General features: G+C 49.2%; 16 protein-coding genes. 4 read left to right on the forward strand and 12 right to left on the reverse strand.

Annotation, left to right across the window (positions count from 1 at the left end; translation table 11 throughout):
- Positions 1–44 precede the first annotated feature (44 nt).
- Complete coding sequence (locus ABGV42_RS02235; RefSeq protein WP_347380188.1) at positions 45–884, forward strand: helix-turn-helix domain-containing protein; 840 nt, start codon at positions 45–47, stop codon at positions 882–884.
- Here ABGV42_RS02235 and ABGV42_RS02240 read toward each other — a convergent pair.
- Together ABGV42_RS02240 and ABGV42_RS02245 are read right to left on the reverse strand one after the other, a co-directional pair.
- Entirely contained in the window at positions 868–1,401 is a 534-nt protein-coding gene (locus ABGV42_RS02240) for an MOSC domain-containing protein (RefSeq protein WP_347380189.1), read from the reverse strand. The two genes, ABGV42_RS02235 and ABGV42_RS02240, sit on opposite strands and share 17 nt — an antisense overlap.
- Positions 1,402–1,519: 118 nt before the next feature.
- On the reverse strand, positions 1,520–2,725 hold the full coding sequence (locus ABGV42_RS02245; RefSeq protein ID WP_347380190.1) for an MFS transporter: 1,206 nt from the start codon (positions 2,723–2,725) through the stop codon (positions 1,520–1,522).
- 236 nt (positions 2,726–2,961) lie between these two features.
- On the opposite strand from ABGV42_RS02245, the gene ABGV42_RS02250 reads away from it, so the two are divergent.
- From ABGV42_RS02250 to ABGV42_RS02260, 3 genes are all read left to right on the forward strand, one after another.
- Positions 2,962–3,318 carry a DUF1304 domain-containing protein gene (locus tag ABGV42_RS02250; RefSeq protein ID WP_347380191.1) on the forward strand — a complete coding sequence of 119 codons (357 nt, stop codon included), beginning with the start codon at positions 2,962–2,964 and terminating at the stop codon, positions 3,316–3,318.
- 120 nt (positions 3,319–3,438) lie between these two features.
- A complete protein-coding gene (locus ABGV42_RS02255; RefSeq protein ID WP_347380192.1) occupies positions 3,439–4,239 on the forward strand; it encodes a DUF4261 domain-containing protein in 801 nt (266 codons plus the stop codon).
- Between the two features lie 355 nt (positions 4,240–4,594).
- Positions 4,595–4,897 (forward strand): hypothetical protein, encoded by a 303-nt coding sequence (locus tag ABGV42_RS02260; RefSeq protein ID WP_347380193.1) that lies wholly within the window; start codon positions 4,595–4,597, stop codon positions 4,895–4,897.
- A gap of 60 nt (positions 4,898–4,957) precedes the next feature.
- Here ABGV42_RS02260 and ABGV42_RS02265 read toward each other — a convergent pair whose 3' ends face one another.
- The 10 genes from ABGV42_RS02265 to iolD all read right to left on the reverse strand — a co-directional run bounded on the left by ABGV42_RS02265 (position 4,958) and on the right by iolD (position 15,658).
- Positions 4,958–5,458 carry a GNAT family N-acetyltransferase gene (locus tag ABGV42_RS02265; RefSeq protein ID WP_347380194.1) on the reverse strand — a complete coding sequence of 167 codons (501 nt, stop codon included), beginning with the start codon at positions 5,456–5,458 and terminating at the stop codon, positions 4,958–4,960.
- On the reverse strand, positions 5,455–5,952 hold the full coding sequence (locus tag ABGV42_RS02270) for a hypothetical protein (protein WP_347380195.1): 498 nt from the start codon (positions 5,950–5,952) through the stop codon (positions 5,455–5,457). The genes ABGV42_RS02265 and ABGV42_RS02270 overlap by 4 nt, the downstream gene beginning before the upstream one ends.
- Before the next feature lie 42 nt (positions 5,953–5,994).
- On the reverse strand, positions 5,995–6,642 hold the full coding sequence (locus ABGV42_RS02275) for a hypothetical protein (RefSeq protein WP_347380196.1): 648 nt from the start codon (positions 6,640–6,642) through the stop codon (positions 5,995–5,997).
- A gap of 297 nt (positions 6,643–6,939) precedes the next feature.
- Positions 6,940–7,953, reverse strand: coding sequence for a LacI family DNA-binding transcriptional regulator (locus tag ABGV42_RS02280; protein WP_347380197.1), 1,014 nt, complete (start codon positions 7,951–7,953; stop codon positions 6,940–6,942).
- 124 nt (positions 7,954–8,077) lie between these two features.
- Positions 8,078–8,884: a 5-deoxy-glucuronate isomerase gene (iolB, locus tag ABGV42_RS02285; protein WP_347380198.1), complete on the reverse strand. Its 807-nt coding sequence runs from the start codon at positions 8,882–8,884 to the stop codon at positions 8,078–8,080.
- Positions 8,885–8,978: 94 nt separating this feature from the next.
- Complete coding sequence (gene iolG, locus ABGV42_RS02290) at positions 8,979–10,031, reverse strand: inositol 2-dehydrogenase (protein ID WP_347380199.1); 1,053 nt, start codon at positions 10,029–10,031, stop codon at positions 8,979–8,981.
- Positions 10,032–10,107: 76 nt separating this feature from the next.
- Positions 10,108–11,583: a CoA-acylating methylmalonate-semialdehyde dehydrogenase gene (locus tag ABGV42_RS02295; protein WP_347380200.1), complete on the reverse strand. Its 1,476-nt coding sequence runs from the start codon at positions 11,581–11,583 to the stop codon at positions 10,108–10,110.
- Positions 11,584–11,631: 48 nt separating this feature from the next.
- Positions 11,632–12,642, reverse strand: coding sequence for a 5-dehydro-2-deoxygluconokinase (gene iolC, locus ABGV42_RS02300; protein WP_347380201.1), 1,011 nt, complete (start codon positions 12,640–12,642; stop codon positions 11,632–11,634).
- 185 nt (positions 12,643–12,827) lie between these two features.
- Entirely contained in the window at positions 12,828–13,733 is a 906-nt protein-coding gene (iolE, locus tag ABGV42_RS02305; RefSeq protein ID WP_347380202.1) for a myo-inosose-2 dehydratase, read from the reverse strand.
- Between the two features lie 59 nt (positions 13,734–13,792).
- Positions 13,793–15,658 carry a 3D-(3,5/4)-trihydroxycyclohexane-1,2-dione acylhydrolase (decyclizing) gene (gene iolD / locus ABGV42_RS02310; RefSeq protein WP_347380203.1) on the reverse strand — a complete coding sequence of 622 codons (1,866 nt, stop codon included), beginning with the start codon at positions 15,656–15,658 and terminating at the stop codon, positions 13,793–13,795.
- Positions 15,659–15,973 lie beyond the last annotated feature (315 nt).

The following is a 15,973-nucleotide window of genomic DNA, read 5'->3' on the forward strand; positions in this document are numbered from 1 at the left end:
GCAAACACAGGGGTAGACACATCTATCCAGAGGGGATGAACAAAATGGAATCTACAACTCGTATCAGCAGACCCAGCATGGGCCTGCTTAATCTGGATGAAGGCAACAAAAGATATCAGCTGACCCGTCACGCTCCTTCGGAAGCGCTCAGTCCTTTTGTTAAACATTTCTGGATGGTATCGTGGGATCTTGCAGGTCTTGACTCCTATCCACAGCATGTGGTGCCCAATCCCTGTGTTAATCTGGTCGTGGAGCGGGGCAACACGTTTTTCTTCGGTCCTTCTGGACGAAAATTCTCCTATCATATTCGTGGAAAGGGGCAAGTGTTTGGTGTAAAGTTCCGACCGGGAGGATTCTATCCATTCGTACGCCTCCCTGTCTCATCATTGTGTGAACAACCGTTGGAAGTTTCCAGTGTGCTTGACGTCAGCGCAGCATCATTGGAAGAGCAGCTGCTCACAGATGGCAGTGATGCCGATAAGATTAATTACATGGATCAGCTTCTATGTGCACATCTTCCAGCTGAGGATGCCCAAGCAAGGCTGGTTCACGATATCGTGCAGCAAATTGAACTGGACCGGGAACTGTTGAGGGTGGATGATCTGTCGTCTTTTTGGAACATTCATACACGAAAACTCCAGCGCCTGTTCAATCAGTATGTGGGGATCAGTCCCAAAACCGTGATCAAGCTGTATCGATTGCAAAATGCAGCCGATCTGATTGACCGCGGTCTTCACTGCGATCTGGTTAAGCTAGCTCAGGACCTCGGATACCATGATCAGTCCCATTTCATCAAGGACTTTAAATCGATTATTGGGAGTACGCCCGAAGAATACGTCAACTCACGAAAAAACCTGCCCCCAAATATCAGGACAGGCCTTTAACTTCAATGGTATCACCAGTATGGATTACTCCTTCCCGTTCAACTGAGCAGACGATACCGCGTTTTTTGCGGGCGGCTGGCACGAATTTTTTGCGCAAACCATCCTGTTTGTAAACTTGCTCAATCATTTTCCCCGGGTGAACGCAAGGAAGATTCTCCCCTTCACATATCAAACCCGTCCCGTCTGGGAACAGAAGCCGCGTTCCGGCAGGCAGCTCGGTCAATCGGTCAATGCCTCGGACCAGCATATTGGCACCCAGCCACTCCGGACGCACTTCGGGAATATTCATTAGCTCTGCGATGAGAGCACATTCCTCCTCCGACACAATACTGATCTGCCGACGATTGGCAATCGGTGTGCCTCGCTTGTATATCTTCTGTCTGGAGTCTGCTGGACGCAGCAGACCGTAATGACGGTCTCCGGGTATTCCGGCGAGTTCGACATCAATTAAAGGCACTGGCCGTGTAACAAATGTCGATGGATCGTCAGCAAGCAGCACGAATTGAACGGTTCCCATGCCAATCCCCTCCTTTCCATGAGCAATTCATTTCCTCGTAATACATTATTACCTAACGAGGGGGCTTCAGCAATCGGCATTTGTTGATCTTGGAAATCCCCTCGCTCTGAGCCCCTCTTCACGTGAGATCCGCTGACTTGCTTCCCTTAGTAGGTAACACCGGCAACAAAATGAACGCACCTGCCAGAAAAAGTACGCCACTCACGCTAAATACCGTCATTAAGTTCAATTGGTTCATTAAGTAACCTGCAAACGACATGCTAATGACCATCATACCCATAAATACCGGGGTAACCGCTCCTCCAACACGGCCAATAAAGGTCGTATCCGTATTGCGCATAATCATCGTCTGAATGCCTACATGAATCCAAGGGTAAAAGAAACCATTTATCACCTGTGCCGTCATGGTTAGCAGAATGTTAGTGGACCAGCCCATCATGATTGTTCCTAGCGCACTGATCAGTAATCCCGCAGCCAGAAGAACTTGGGGCTGAAGTTTTTTGGCCGCACTCATGATGATTCCACCCCCGACCAGCATGGCTGCACCATTAACCATGAGCAACCATTGTAGAAACGTTTTGTCCTGACCCAGATTATCAATGGCAACAAAGAGCATTAACGGTTGTATCAATCCTGCAGCCACCCCCGATACCGCAAAAGTCATGACCAGGGTCCGCAGGGCAGCATTGGCATACACATATCGAAATCCCTCAGCCAGTTCTTGACGAAAGGATCCCCGAATGCCTTTACCTACAGTCGCCACTTCATCCCTAGGTAACCGCGAAAGAACCAATCCTGATGTCAAAAACATCACGGCCGTAAGAATAAGAGACACTTCGATCCCGTAGTTCTGATAGATGATCGTTCCGATCATGGGGCCAATCACCATAAAGACAGCAACCATCGTTTGAAACATGGCCATCACTCCCTGCAATTCCTCACCCGGGACATGCTGCTTAAACAGCTTCATTGCAGAAGGCTGTGAGAATTGGGAGAAAACTGCTGAAATCAAGGTACCCAGCAATACCGAGTACCAGGGCCCAAACATCAAGGCAACCAGCACAACTACTGCAGACAGCGAGGAGAGCACATCACACCACACCATGGTACGTTTGGGCCTCCAGCGATCAGCGAACGTTCCTCCAATAATGGCAAAAACAAAGATGGGCGCATACTCCGCCACGGAAATCCATGATACGGCCTGCGGATCATTGTTGGTCAGATCAGTCACATACAAAAGTATGGCAAAATTGCGTATCCAGATCCCCAATTGCAGAAGAACCCGCGAAATGACTACCGTCCGTACATACCGATTACGAAACAACTCGAACTCCTCCTTTGAATGAAATAAACAAATTATTATATTTTATGTCTATTTATTTATAGATAATATATATTATTGTCTATAAATAATCAATGATTTGTTTCATCTACTTTCCCGGTCAAATTTATTTTAAACAATTTGTTTGCGCCAAATTAATTTCGATCTTTTCGTTCTTCATGCAAACATTTATACTGAGTAGACAATAAAACTACATTTAAGAAAGCTAGGTGTTTCCATTGATTAGTGCAATTTTTGTGGCTCTGGTAGCCATTGAACATCTCTATATTCTGGTAATGGAGATGTTTATGTGGACTCGTCCACGTACAATGAAAACCTTCGGTCTCACACCTGAATTTGCAGAATCGACCAAGTCTCTGGCGGCTAACCAGGGGCTGTACAACGGTTTTCTCGCAGCAGGACTGATCTGGGGATTGGTGTATCCGGACACGGTCGTTGGTGGGCACATTCAGATCTTCTTTTTGGCTTGTGTAATCATCGCAGCCTTATATGGAGGAGCGACAGCTTCCCGGTCTATTATCATCAAACAAGGCTTGCCAGCGATTATCGCATTGCTCCTGGTCCTTTTCCTCTAATCACCTCATGATTGGGTACGCACTGCCCTTATTCATTACAAGCCAAAGTATGGTATGGTAAGGTAATAATGGCATCCGTTATGCCGATCACCGTGATCGATTTGGAAAGGAGAACGTCTCATGGGACTGTTTGACAAGCTTCGGCGCCGCAAAAAAGAACCTGTGTCCGCAGGCGGAGCCGTGGAATCTTCTACACATAGTGAAACCATTGTTGGTTTTGTCCTTTTGGAACAGGATGACTGTGATTTTAACCATTTCATCCGCACGATGAAGAAGGATTGGGATATTGATATCGAAGAAAATTCGGAAGAGGGCAACCTTTTCTTTGAAGTAGATGGAATGCAGGTGGTGTGCGCCCATATCAGTGCTCCTGTACCTGACCGGGAAGTAGAGGAGAACGCCAAATTAAATATATTGTGGCGCGAAGCGGAACAGGTTACTTCCAGGCATCAGTCACAGATTATCGTTTCTGTACTGAACGCACCGGGTGCTATCCAGGGACATATTTTATTCACCAAGACAGCAAGTGCCCTGCTGCAGCTTGACCATGCACTCGCCATATATTTGGCGCCACTTGTTGTTGAGGCACGTCAGTATGTAGAGACAAGTCATAGTCTGAAGCAGGACAAGCTGCCTGTTTCCCTTTGGATTTTTATCGGTATGTATCAGAATGCGGAAGGCGCCTCAGCTTATACGCATGGGTTACGTAACTTCGGAAAAGAAGAGATCGAGATCATACATTCAGCCAACCCGTTAAGTGATGTATTTGAAATGATGTTTATGACCATGACCTATGTGGTTGAAAATGACGTGACTTTGCACGATGGAGAGACTCTCGGGTTTACAGCTGAGCATAAGCTGCCGATTACCCGTTCCAAGGGAGTAGCTACAGAAGGCTGTAGTCTGAAAATCGGGTTTTAGTTAAACGTGTAGTAATGTGATAAGTAACTTCCAATAGGGGACCAAGTTCAACATACTCCTAATTGTTTCCAAAAATAATAAGAGCCATCCAGTACGCTTAAGCTGGGCGGCTCTCTTTTTATGGAAGTGACTGCTCACTTTCAATTTCGATTCCCTAAAATTAACTCCGCTAGCCTAAAAATAGGCCATGAGTATTGCATAATCTCGAAAATTTGTTTTGATCTCTGCTTTTCGGGTATAATTTATTAGGTCAATAGACTCATATATTACATATATTTTATTCGAGGGAGTTGCCTGTATCTCTGTACGACGTTTGGATTCAAAGGAACCTATTATTGAAATAATCTGGGATGGCATGGTTTCCCCTGAAGAAGTAGAACAAACGAATCGGGAAATTCAACATATTGCGCAGCAATTGGATAATTCGTTTGATGTACTGGTGGACATGCGAAACATGAAAGCTTTCTCCCAGGAAACCAAAGAGAAAATTGTGGAGCATCAAAAGCTGCTCACGGAGTGGGGTATGAAACGTGCTAGTGTAGCGGTCGGCAGTGCCATTGCGAAGATGCAGCTGAATCGAATCTCCAAGGAATCTGAGCATCAGACAGAATACCAGTGGGAGACTTATGATGAAGCACTAGTATTTTTGACGAAATAAGAGAAGCGTTCCCTTAAGGGAACGCTTTTTTAAATGTTCTCATGTAGGCTCTCTTCGTACTCAGAGGACTGGATGAAGCGGACATAACATGGTAACCGATGTTCCGCACATCCCAAACTCCTCGAATCCAAAACGTCGATAAAGTCGGATGGCTGCATTCTCCGGGTCTACGCTGAGCGACACTGCGTCAATCCCCCTCTGCCGAGCTTCTTCCAATGCCGCTTGCATCAGAAGAGTACCCACTCCCTTTCCCCGTGCTTCCTCAATGACTGCCATGCCCATCTCTGGGGTAGCAGCATTCACGTAACCATACCCGGCATTCTGCTCATGATAGAAACGTAAGGTGATCGAACCCAGTCTCCTGCCCAGTGTATCTACCACGATATATCCAAAATCCCCTTCTCTTCCCCAGCCTTCCACGTACTTGGACAGTTCCGGATTATGGACAATCTCAGGTTCAAAAGGTTCATCACTACCCTGTGTATGCAGGGAAGCGTATAACATCTCCCACAGGAACGGAACATCTTCCGTCTCTATAGGACGCACATGGTACTCGTTCATGATTCTTCCTCCTTTATGCCGGCAAAGAGGCGCTCCATCTTGTACCAATTCATATCTTGCGAGACCTTGTACTCCTGAAGTTTATCTCGCGTATCATTACCGTTATAGATCGTCATTGAATGTTTGTTATACAAGGTAATTCCAAAACCATGGATTTCCCGTTCCTCTTTGTTAATCATAAGACGCCACTCATAATAATAAGGAGATTCCCTTTCTGTATCCCTCTGTTTAATCTTCTTTAGTTCAATGTCCTTATAATCCTTAAGAATGTCCTGAATTTCCTCTGCATCCTTGATGATCACTTCCTCCCTGTCACCTGATGTGCTGGAAAATCTCGTAATTTCTAACCGGTCGAATTTGTCCAGCATGGTCATATGATCCGTAACCTCTGCCCGAAACGTGGTATGTTGTTGAGATATGTATACAGGTATCGCTGTAGCTACTAAAGCAAGTAAAATCACGATACCAAGAATCAGCTTTCTTTTTCTATTCATAAATCAACCTCCTCTCGTTAACCTATATGCACCTAAATCAATCTATAGTTGGATAAATCCTGATCCGCTAAAATGTTTTGGATCCTTTGTTCTTTGCTGCTCGGCTTTCCATTCTACTTCGCTCTCTTGGCGTTCCACGTATCCATTAAAACTAATCTGTAATCGAGAGCGATCCTGCAACGTGCTCACAACGAAATTTTGTACAAGTTTTATAGAACTGCTAGAATCATGAGAAGACAGATAACCGGTATTCTCATACACCTCGCGGAACTCTTTTCGTATCGTTTCACCATCACTGACTTCTTGTACCTGTACCAGAACGCCTGCCTGTGCCAACATTTCTTCTCCCAAGTCTATATTGACCGCGTACTCTGCCTCATAGATCTCCATGTTATGTGGAGGTATTTGTTGCTCTGTGAGATTTACTCTATCATGCTCTTGATCCTGACTCATGGGTTCCTTCGGTGCTCTCCCACCCGTCAGCTCGGTATATCTCGCCTGAAACTGTTCAGGAGATAATTTTGTGACTTCCCAGTCCATAACGTTAGTTTGAAAAGGATCCCGTGTGAGGAATTCAACTGGTGACTCGGTAGGAATACCCTTCTGACCAGGAGAAAAACCGAGCAGCAATAAGCCTATTACGAAACATATGGATGCAGCAAAGCCCCACCTTTTAATAAAATCACCCATCCTTCTATCCTAATATCGTATAAAAAATGGATATCACATGCCCTTTTTATTATACCATTTCATCCATATATTGTTCTATATCAACACATCCATCCAAACCAACCTATTGAATATTACAGATACCCTATGAAAAATCAGCCCACCTATTCGGGTTCAGAAGGATCACGCCATACTTTAAAATGCAGTCTAGTCCTGCCATCCAGGCATAACAAGCCGCATTCATCCTCCCTACGAGGTTGAATGCGGCTTGTTTGTTTGGTTCTGAAATGATCGAATGCTGGATCCTGAATTGCTGGATCAAGATTCATTGGGAGCATCCCCCGTTGACTCTCTGATCACCAACTCGGGTTTCAGAACCATTTTCTGCGGTGGTTTACGCTCATCCTTCAGCTCATCGATCAACAGGTCCACAGCACGGCGCCCCAAATCCTCAATAGGCTGGGCAACTGTTGTGAGCGGTGGATTGGTTACGGATGCGAGAATGGTATTGTCGAATCCGATGATGGATACATCTTCAGGTACTCGCAAGCCAAGCTCCTTCGCTGCCTGCAATGCACCAATGGCCTGCATGTCATTACAGCAAAATATGCCTGTGGGCCGATTAGTTTCCCGAAGCAGCACAAGCACCTCCTGTTTGGCCGATCTCAAGTCCGCGGTTGATTCCCTGACCTGTGAAGATGCAAGAGTAAGACCCGCTTCCTCCACCGCTTCGCGGAATCCGCGTACACGCTCCTTACTGCTGCTGACCTTGAGCGGTTCGGACACCACCGCAAGGCGGGTATGTCCCAACTGAAGCAGATGCTGTGCAGCCAGTGAGCCACCGAGTCTGTCATCGATCGCAACCGTGTGCACCGACAGTGATGGCAGTTGACGAGCGATCAAGGCAACGGGTATGGATTGCTTGAGAAGCGGTGACAGGATCTCGGCATTATCAATACCTGTTCCGATCATCATGCCATCAACCCTTTTTTGCTGAAGCAGGTTCAGATAGCGCTCTACCCGCTCGTCCTTATTGTCCGTGCTGCAGATCACCACGCTGTACCCCAACTGGCGGCTACGGTCCTCTACCGCTCTGGCCAGCTCGGCAAAATACGGATTGGATATATCGGGCACAAGCAGACCGAGCGTATACGTTTGCTTGCCTGTAAGTGCCGCCGCAATCGCGCTGGGTTGATAGTTAAGACGTTCCATAATCTCCATAACCTCAGCGCGCCGCTTTTCACTGATCTTCCCTTTGCCGTTAATGACCTGGGAGACCGTGGCAATGGACACGCCCGCCTCACGTGCAATATCATAAATAGTTGCTTTCATTGTAAATTCCCCATCTGTGCTATATACAAGAACCTTATATATAGGTAATCGTTTTCTTCTCATTATGCAGGGGGAAGTCTGCATACGCAACTCGAAGCACTCTAGAAGATGCTGAGAGACCGAGTTACCTTTTCATCAGCCAATCATGGTCAGGGTCATTCTGAAATTTCCAGGTTCGAGTTGGACCCGCCATCACATTAAGGTAATACACCCCATATCCCGGTGGAGCACCTACTGGATGGTATCCGCAAGGGACAAGCACCACTTCACCATTGTTCACTGCCAGTGTCTCATCCACAGATCGATCGTCCGTGTAAATACGCTGAATGGCAAACCCCTGCTCTGGCTGCACTCGGAAGTAATAGGTCTCCTCCAGTAAAGATTCCTCAGGCAGGGCATCCCGGTCATGTTTATGCGGCGGATAACTCGACCAATGTCCATCAGGCGTGAACACTTCAACGACGAGCAGACTGTCCGCCTCCTTCTTTTCCGGTAAAATGTTATGAATTTGACGTTCCAGATTGCCGTATCCGCGAGTCTCTACTCCAACGTCTTCCGGTGTGATGAGACGAGCCGGATATGTCCCTTTTCCGGGTGCCGCACATATGGCTATTTCCAAAGTGGAAAGAGCCGTGATCTCCACCTGATCGGAGCTAGAGACATAGACGGAGAAAGGGGGCGTTTTCTCAAATATGCTCATTCTCTTCCCAACGTTTTCCCACGCATGCTCCCGCGTACTTACATTTGCCAGTCCGCTGAGAAGGACGATACAGAGTTCCTGATCACCACTCTCACGGGTGAAGGATTGCCCTTCTGCAAGCAGTACCACCTGAAACCCAACATATTGCCAACCTGCAGACTCTGGAGTTACGTTTATAAGCGTGCCGTCTCCCTCCGAATCTACTGCCGGTTTCACGATACGTTCTGACATGCTGCACCCACTCCTTTCTGTGCCCCAAGCAATCTAGTATTTCCATCCAATAGAAAAACCGTCTGCAATAGGCTGAACTCCCTGAATTGTATGTTTACGGCGAAGCAGTCTGAGATTCCATCGTCATCCCGATGACCTCCCGCAGCTTAACAGGTCTTCCCTGTTCCATAGACATCCTTGCAGCCAGTGCAATCCGTTCAGCCTGAACCGCATCATGACCATCGACAGTAACGGGTGTATCATTCAGGATGGCTTCAATAAAAAGAGCTGTCTCCTGCACATAGGCCTCATTGTATCTTTCCAGAAAAAAGTGAAGTGGTTTATCCCTCATGAGCCCTGCCGCTGTACTAATCTCTGCCGTATTGGGATGATCGTTTGCAGCTGCTGCACTGCCCAATGAGCCAAACACTTCGACACGCTGATCATATCCATATACCGCTTGGCGGCTATTATCAATGACTCCGATGGCCCCATTTTCAAAGCTCATCGTCACAATTGCCGTGTCCACATCTCCATGCTCCGCAAAAACAGGGTGGATCAACACATTCCCTTGGGCATATACTTCCTCTACTTCACTTCCCGACAGATAACGTGCCATATCAAAATCGTGAATCATCATATCCATAAAAATTCCGCCAGACACCCGGATATACTCCGCGGGCGGCGGGCTCGGGTCCCGTGAAGTGATCTTGATGATATGCGGATCGCCGATCGTCCCGTCCTGCACGTGAGCACGCACCCGTTTGAAGTTGTGATCGAAACGACGGTTGAATCCGATTTGCAGCTTCACGCCAGCCTTTTGCACGGCTGCCACGGCCGCTTGGGTCTGAGCCAAATCCATACTGACCGGTTTCTCGCAGAAAATATGTTTGCCCGCTTGCGCCGCCAGTTCAATTAGCGGCACATGCGTATCCGTTGACGAGCAGATCAGCACGGCATCCACGTTCGGCATCGAGATAAGCTGACTGCTGTCTGTCGTTACGACAGGAATACCCCGCAAGGAGGCCCAAGCCTCCAGCTCAGGCCCTGCAAACAAATCACTGATTCCTACAATCTCGGCATGCGGGTTGCGCAGGAGATTGTCAGCATGAATTTTACCGATCCGTCCGGCACCGATAATCCCAATTCTCACTCTGTCCTTGCCCATTTCGTTATCCTCCCTGTCCCTGTGTTCGCCGCTATCGGATGAGGTCTTCCCCTTGGTCTGGGGTATACCTAAGTTGTTACCAACGGGCAGTCACCATCTTCTTGCGCGTATAGAATTCAACACCATCCGTACCGTTGGCGTGCAGGTCACCGTAGAAGGATTTCTTCCAGCCGGAAAAAGGGAAGAAGGCCATTGGCGCAGGTACTCCCAGGTTAATGCCAAGCATGCCTGCATCAATCGTTTCACGGAATTGTCGCATGCTCGCTCCGCTGCGGGTAAACAGGCACGCTCCGTTGGCAAAGTCAGAACGATTCGCCAGCTGGATTGCTTCCTCAAGCGTATCCACTCTTGCCACAGAGAGCACTGGTGCGAAGATCTCATCCTTCCAGATTTTCATGCTGCTCTGTACCTCATCAAATATTGTGGGTCCAACAAAGTAACCGGACTTGCTTACCGCTTCATCCTTCCGGCCATCGCGGATCAAGGCAGCGCCTTCCTGTTCTCCGGATTCGATGTAACTGAGAGTACGTTCTTTGTGCGGACCTCGAATTACCGGGCCGAGAAACACACCCTCATCCAAGCCATTGCCAATCGTGATGCGGTCGGCTGCTTCTACCAGCTTTTGAACCAACGTATCAGCCACATCACCAACGGCCACGACAACCGAGCAGGCCATGCAGCGTTCTCCGGCCGAGCCGAATGCCGCACTGGTGATCTCTTTCACCGTCAGGTCAAGATCGGCATCCGGCATGATGATCGAGTGATTTTTCGCACCAGCGAGCGCCTGCACCCGTTTTCCGTGTGCGGATGCGGTGGTGTAGACATATTCAGCTACAGGCTGTGATCCAACAAAAGAGATGGCTTGAACATCCTTATGTTCAAGCAGCCCGTTCACGACGTCATGCGCACCGTGAACGATGTTGAGCACGCCGTCCGGAAGCCCGGCTTCCTTGAACAGCTCAGCTAGTCGGCCTGCCAGCAGCGGTGTCCGCTCGGACGGCTTCAGGACAAAGGTATTCCCGCACGCAATCGCCAGCGGGAACATCCAGCACGGTACCATCATCGGGAAGTTGAAGGGAGTGATCCCTCCAATAACGCCGATTGGGTACCGATACATACCTGATTCCAGCCCGGTGGCGATATCGGGCAGCTGCTTGCCCATCATCAGATTCGGGGCACCTGCCGCGAATTCGACGCATTCAATGCCGCGCTGCACTTCCCCGTAGGCTTCGGCATAGCTTTTGCCGTTCTCCAGCGTGACCAGCCGGGCAAGTTCTTCCCAATGCTCCACCAGCAGTTGCTGGTAGCGGAACAATACACGCGCGCGGCGGGGAACCGGTGTGCTGCTCCAGGACGGGAATGCCTCTCTTGCTGTCTGAACGGCAAGATCCACGTCTGCCTGTTCCGACAGCGGCACGTATGCAATGATTTCCTCCGTAGCCGGATTCATGACCGGCTCGTTTCGGGTTGCTGCCGGGGCCACCCAGGCACCCCCGATCCAGTTTTGTACCATCGTCACTGTTGTAGACGCTTCCGAAATCCCTTTTCCCATAGCCCTGTCTCCCTTCGCTTATATGTGTTACAGCTATTCTATAGTGACTCAGGACAATGTAATCTCGCCCCGATTGCAGCGTTCGATATAATCATTCACCTGTTCTACCGTTGGCATCGCATCCGAGCAGCTGTGACTGGAGATGACGATACTTGCTGCCGCGCTGCCATACGCCATGCTGCGTTCAATCGTCCAGTTCTGCATTAAGCCGTACAGGAACCCTGCCGCATAGGAATCACCAGCTCCAAATGTCTTCACCACACGTGCTGGGTAACTGTCTGCACGATGGGATAGCCCCTCGCGGGTATAGGCAATGGAGCCATCCTTGCCATGCTTGATAACCACAATTTTGGCTGAAAAATCAAACCACTTTTGCGCGGTCACCTGATCGCTGTGCTGTGGATTGTGGTCAAACGTCTCCATCATATCGAATTCCTCACGGGTGCCCAGGATGATGTCGCATTTTTCGGCTGCAAGGTTGTAATACACTGCGGTTTCTTCCGCTGATGTCCAGGTGTAGGGACGATAATCGAGATCAAATACAATGACGGTTCCATGCTTTTTTGCATATGCTAGTGCCTGAAATACTGCTTCACGAGATGGGCTCTGGGCAAGAGCCGTTCCGGAAATCAGCAGCACCTTGGAGTCCGCGATCAGCTGCTCCTGTACCTCGCGCGCCTGTAACAGCAGATCAGCTACATGATCGCGGTACATCAGGATGCTGCAGTCGGTGGGACTTTTGATCTCGGTAAAAGCAAGCCCTGTCACCGCTCCTGTGTCATCAGTCACCACATTGGATGTATCAATTCCGTTGCGCTCCAGATAGCTCTGGATGAATCTGCCCATCTGGTCATTGGCGATTTTCCCGATAAAGGCTGTCTCCATGCCGAGCCTGGACATACCAATTGTAATATTGGCCGGAGATCCACCTACATATTTCGTAAACGTCATCGTCTCTTCCATCGGACGGTTGATCTCATTGGCGTTCAAATCAATGCACAGGCGACCGATTGCGGTAAAATCCATCTTCCTGGATGCAGGAAAGGAAACATAAACCATTGGTTCTGAACCCCTTTCTGTAATGGGATGGTGTTCCGGATTGAAGCTGCTGACCGATTCAGATAAAAATATGCTCTTCTTTCGGACTATATCTCTGTCTACATTGCACTATAGCTACGCGTATGTGAAAAGCACCTTCGTGATCTAACCTAGCGGTATGGAACTCCTATTGGCCCCCTGCTGGATCAGCTGGGCTGCCCAATTAATGAATTCATGTACAAGAGGGATCGTTTCGCATATTCATATGGATTATGAATGGCAGGATCCTGCTCGCCTTCAAGCATCGCCCAGCCATCATATCCCCGCTCAATCAATTCCAGCAGAATCGGTGCAAAATCAATGCATCCATCTCCAGGTACGGTAAACACCCCTTTGCGAATGCAGCCAACAAAATCCGATTTCGCTGCCCGTGCCTCATCCAGTACATCCGGACGAATATCTTTGAGGTGGATATAGGCAATCCGGTCATAATGCTTACGCAGCAAAGCGAGTGGATCGGCCCCGCCGTAGTAGGCATGACCCGTGTCATAGAGCAAGTAAACAAGGGAAGGATCGGTCAACTCCATTAATCGGTCGATCTCCTCCGGCTGTTCCACAACTGTGCCGCCATGGTGATGGTACGTCAGTTTCAGTCCATATTCCCGTGCAATGGCTCCAGCTTCGTTCAACCCTTCAGCAAGGATGTGCCACTCCGATTCGCTGAGTCTTAGCACTTCCTTCTCATGTGGAGTCCGCCGGGGATCAAAATGCAGGGAACCCCCTACCTCTGCTGTACTAATGACTGTACTGCCCATCAATTGCAGAAATTCCGCGTGTCTGCGGTAGCTGTCCAGCTCTGATTTTCGATAAGCCGGGTCAGAGAGCAGTACCGATTTCCACTGGGAAACAAGACGAATATTGCGCTTGCCTAGCTCCTCACGCAATGCGGCTGAATCCGTCGGATATTTGCGCCCCATCTCCGTACCTGTCAGTCCGAGTCGTTGAATATCATCCAAAATCTGCTCACATGTGGTGTTATCTCCATGCTCCTTCACATCCTCCCCAACCCAGTTGATCGGATGAATCCCGAGCTGAAATGGCAGCTTATTCATTGCTCCACGTCTCCTTTTTTTGAGTCAGCATCATGCACAATCAGATACACTGTACTGAATTAAATGGGCTTTGCTTTGGCACGGCTAGCTTGCATTGCATGGTGAGCACTAACCACTTTCTCTTCCGTCGATACTTCCGGCACACCAACATTCCACCAGGATTCATATCCTCCTGCGTTGGTTCCCGGTACAACCGGAATCTCGATAAGGGTAGTTATGCTCTCATTCCGCGCATCCCTGAGTGCCTGCTCCAGCTGCTCTGCCGTTTCCGCTCGATATGCTTTTGCTCCCAGACTCCGGGCATGTGCTGCAAAATCCATCGGCATGTAATCCCCTGTCAGACGTCCACTCTCCGATTCCCTGTAGCGAAACTCGTTGCCGAACCCGTCACTGCCGTGCTCACGCTGCAAATTATGAATGCACTGGAAGCCATTGTTGTTGAATAGCAAAATAGTGAACTTCTTTTGTTCCTGCAGGCTGGTCACCAGCTCGGAATGCAGCATCAGGTAACTGCCGTCACCAACCATGGCATATACTTCCCGATCCGGCTCAGCAAGCGCTGCTCCGAACGCACCGCTCACCTCATACCCCATACAGGAGAAGCCGTATTCCATGTGATACGTCTTCGGTGCTGCTGCTCGCCACAGGCGATGCAAATCTCCGGGTAAGCTCCCCGCCGCACACACGATGACGGAAGCTGGATCGATGGTCCGATTAATGACTCCAACGGCGGTGGTCTGTGCCAATCCGGCTTCGTGCTTTAGTTCATACAGCCGATCCACTTCACGATTCCATTCATCTCGCAGATCAGCAATATCGGATGGACCGTAGCCGCTAAGGTAGCCCCGTTCCTGCAGTGCCGTTTGCAGGGCTTGCAGACCTTCCCGTGCATCTGCCAGAATGGCTTCCCCGCCGAGCTTGGCTGCATCCATGCCGTTCAGGTTGATGTTGATAAATGTCACCTCTGGATGCTGAAAAGCGGACCGGGACGCCGTCGTGAAATCCGAGAACCGGGTGCCGACGCCGATCACAACATCTGCTTCTCTTGCGATCCGATTTGCCGCTAGCGAGCCAGTAACCCCGATGGCCCCCACGTTGAGTGGGTGGTCCCAGGACAGTGCACTCTTGCCAGCCTGCGTCTCGGCAACCGGAATGCCAAATGCCTCGGCGAAGGCAGCAAGCTGAGTGGATGCCTCGGAGTACAACACACCGCCGCCAGCAACCAGCAGCGGCTTCCTGCCACGGGCCAGCTGCTCCGCGGCCCGTTCAATGGCCGCCTGAACCGGGGGGCGGCGATCCAGGTAATGCACCTTGCGGGCGAAGAACGCTTCAGGGTAATCGTACGCCTCTGCCTGCACATCCTGCGGCAGTGCCAGCGTTACCGCTCCCGTTTCCGCCGGATCCGTGAGAACACGCATCGCCTGTGTGACGGCGATCATCAACTGTTCAGGACGTACAATGCGATCCCAATATTTGCTGACCGCTTTAAAGGGATCCGTAGCCGAAACAGTGTAATCACTGCTCACTTCGAGCTGTTGCAGTACCGGGTCCGGCTCACGTGTGGCAAAGTTATCTCCAGGGAGCAGAAGTACAGGAATCCGGTTAACTGTCGCCGTTGCGGCTGCGGTAATCATATTTAACGCACCTGGCCCAATGGATGTCGTGCACGCGTATATTTGTCTGCGATTCTTCTGCTTCGCATAAGCCGCTGCAGTATGCACCATGCCCTGTTCATTCTTACCTTGCATGTACGTCAGGCTTCCTGAGCTGCGTTCCAGTGCCTCTCCTATTCCTGTAACATTACCGTGTCCGAAAATACCGATAACACCCTTCACGAATTTGGTCTCCACACCATCTACGGAAATATACTGCTGATCCAGATAGCGGAGCAGCGCCTGGGCCATGGTCAGCCGGATCGTTGTCATGGATTTCTGTCTCCTTCCCTTTATGGGTAAAGCGCTTAATCTACGTTAAGTGTAAGCGCCTTACCCATAAAGGTTAAGCGCTTAATTGATATGGTATTATAACATTAGTAAATAGGCAAGATATTTTTGTAAGCGTTTTATAAAATAATGATTAAGGTATCCTTATCTATATTGCTAAACATGATCTAAAACGTTGATGCCGATATAACTGGCTCAATTTAAATACTGTATTCACGTTGGTATTTGATTTAATTGAAATCGAAGAAAAACACAAAAAAAGAGATGGCATCTACCATCTCTTTTTTCTCTATATGA

Source organism: Paenibacillus pabuli, from assembly GCF_039831995.1.
Lineage (GTDB): Bacteria > Bacillota > Bacilli > Paenibacillales > Paenibacillaceae > Paenibacillus > Paenibacillus pabuli_C.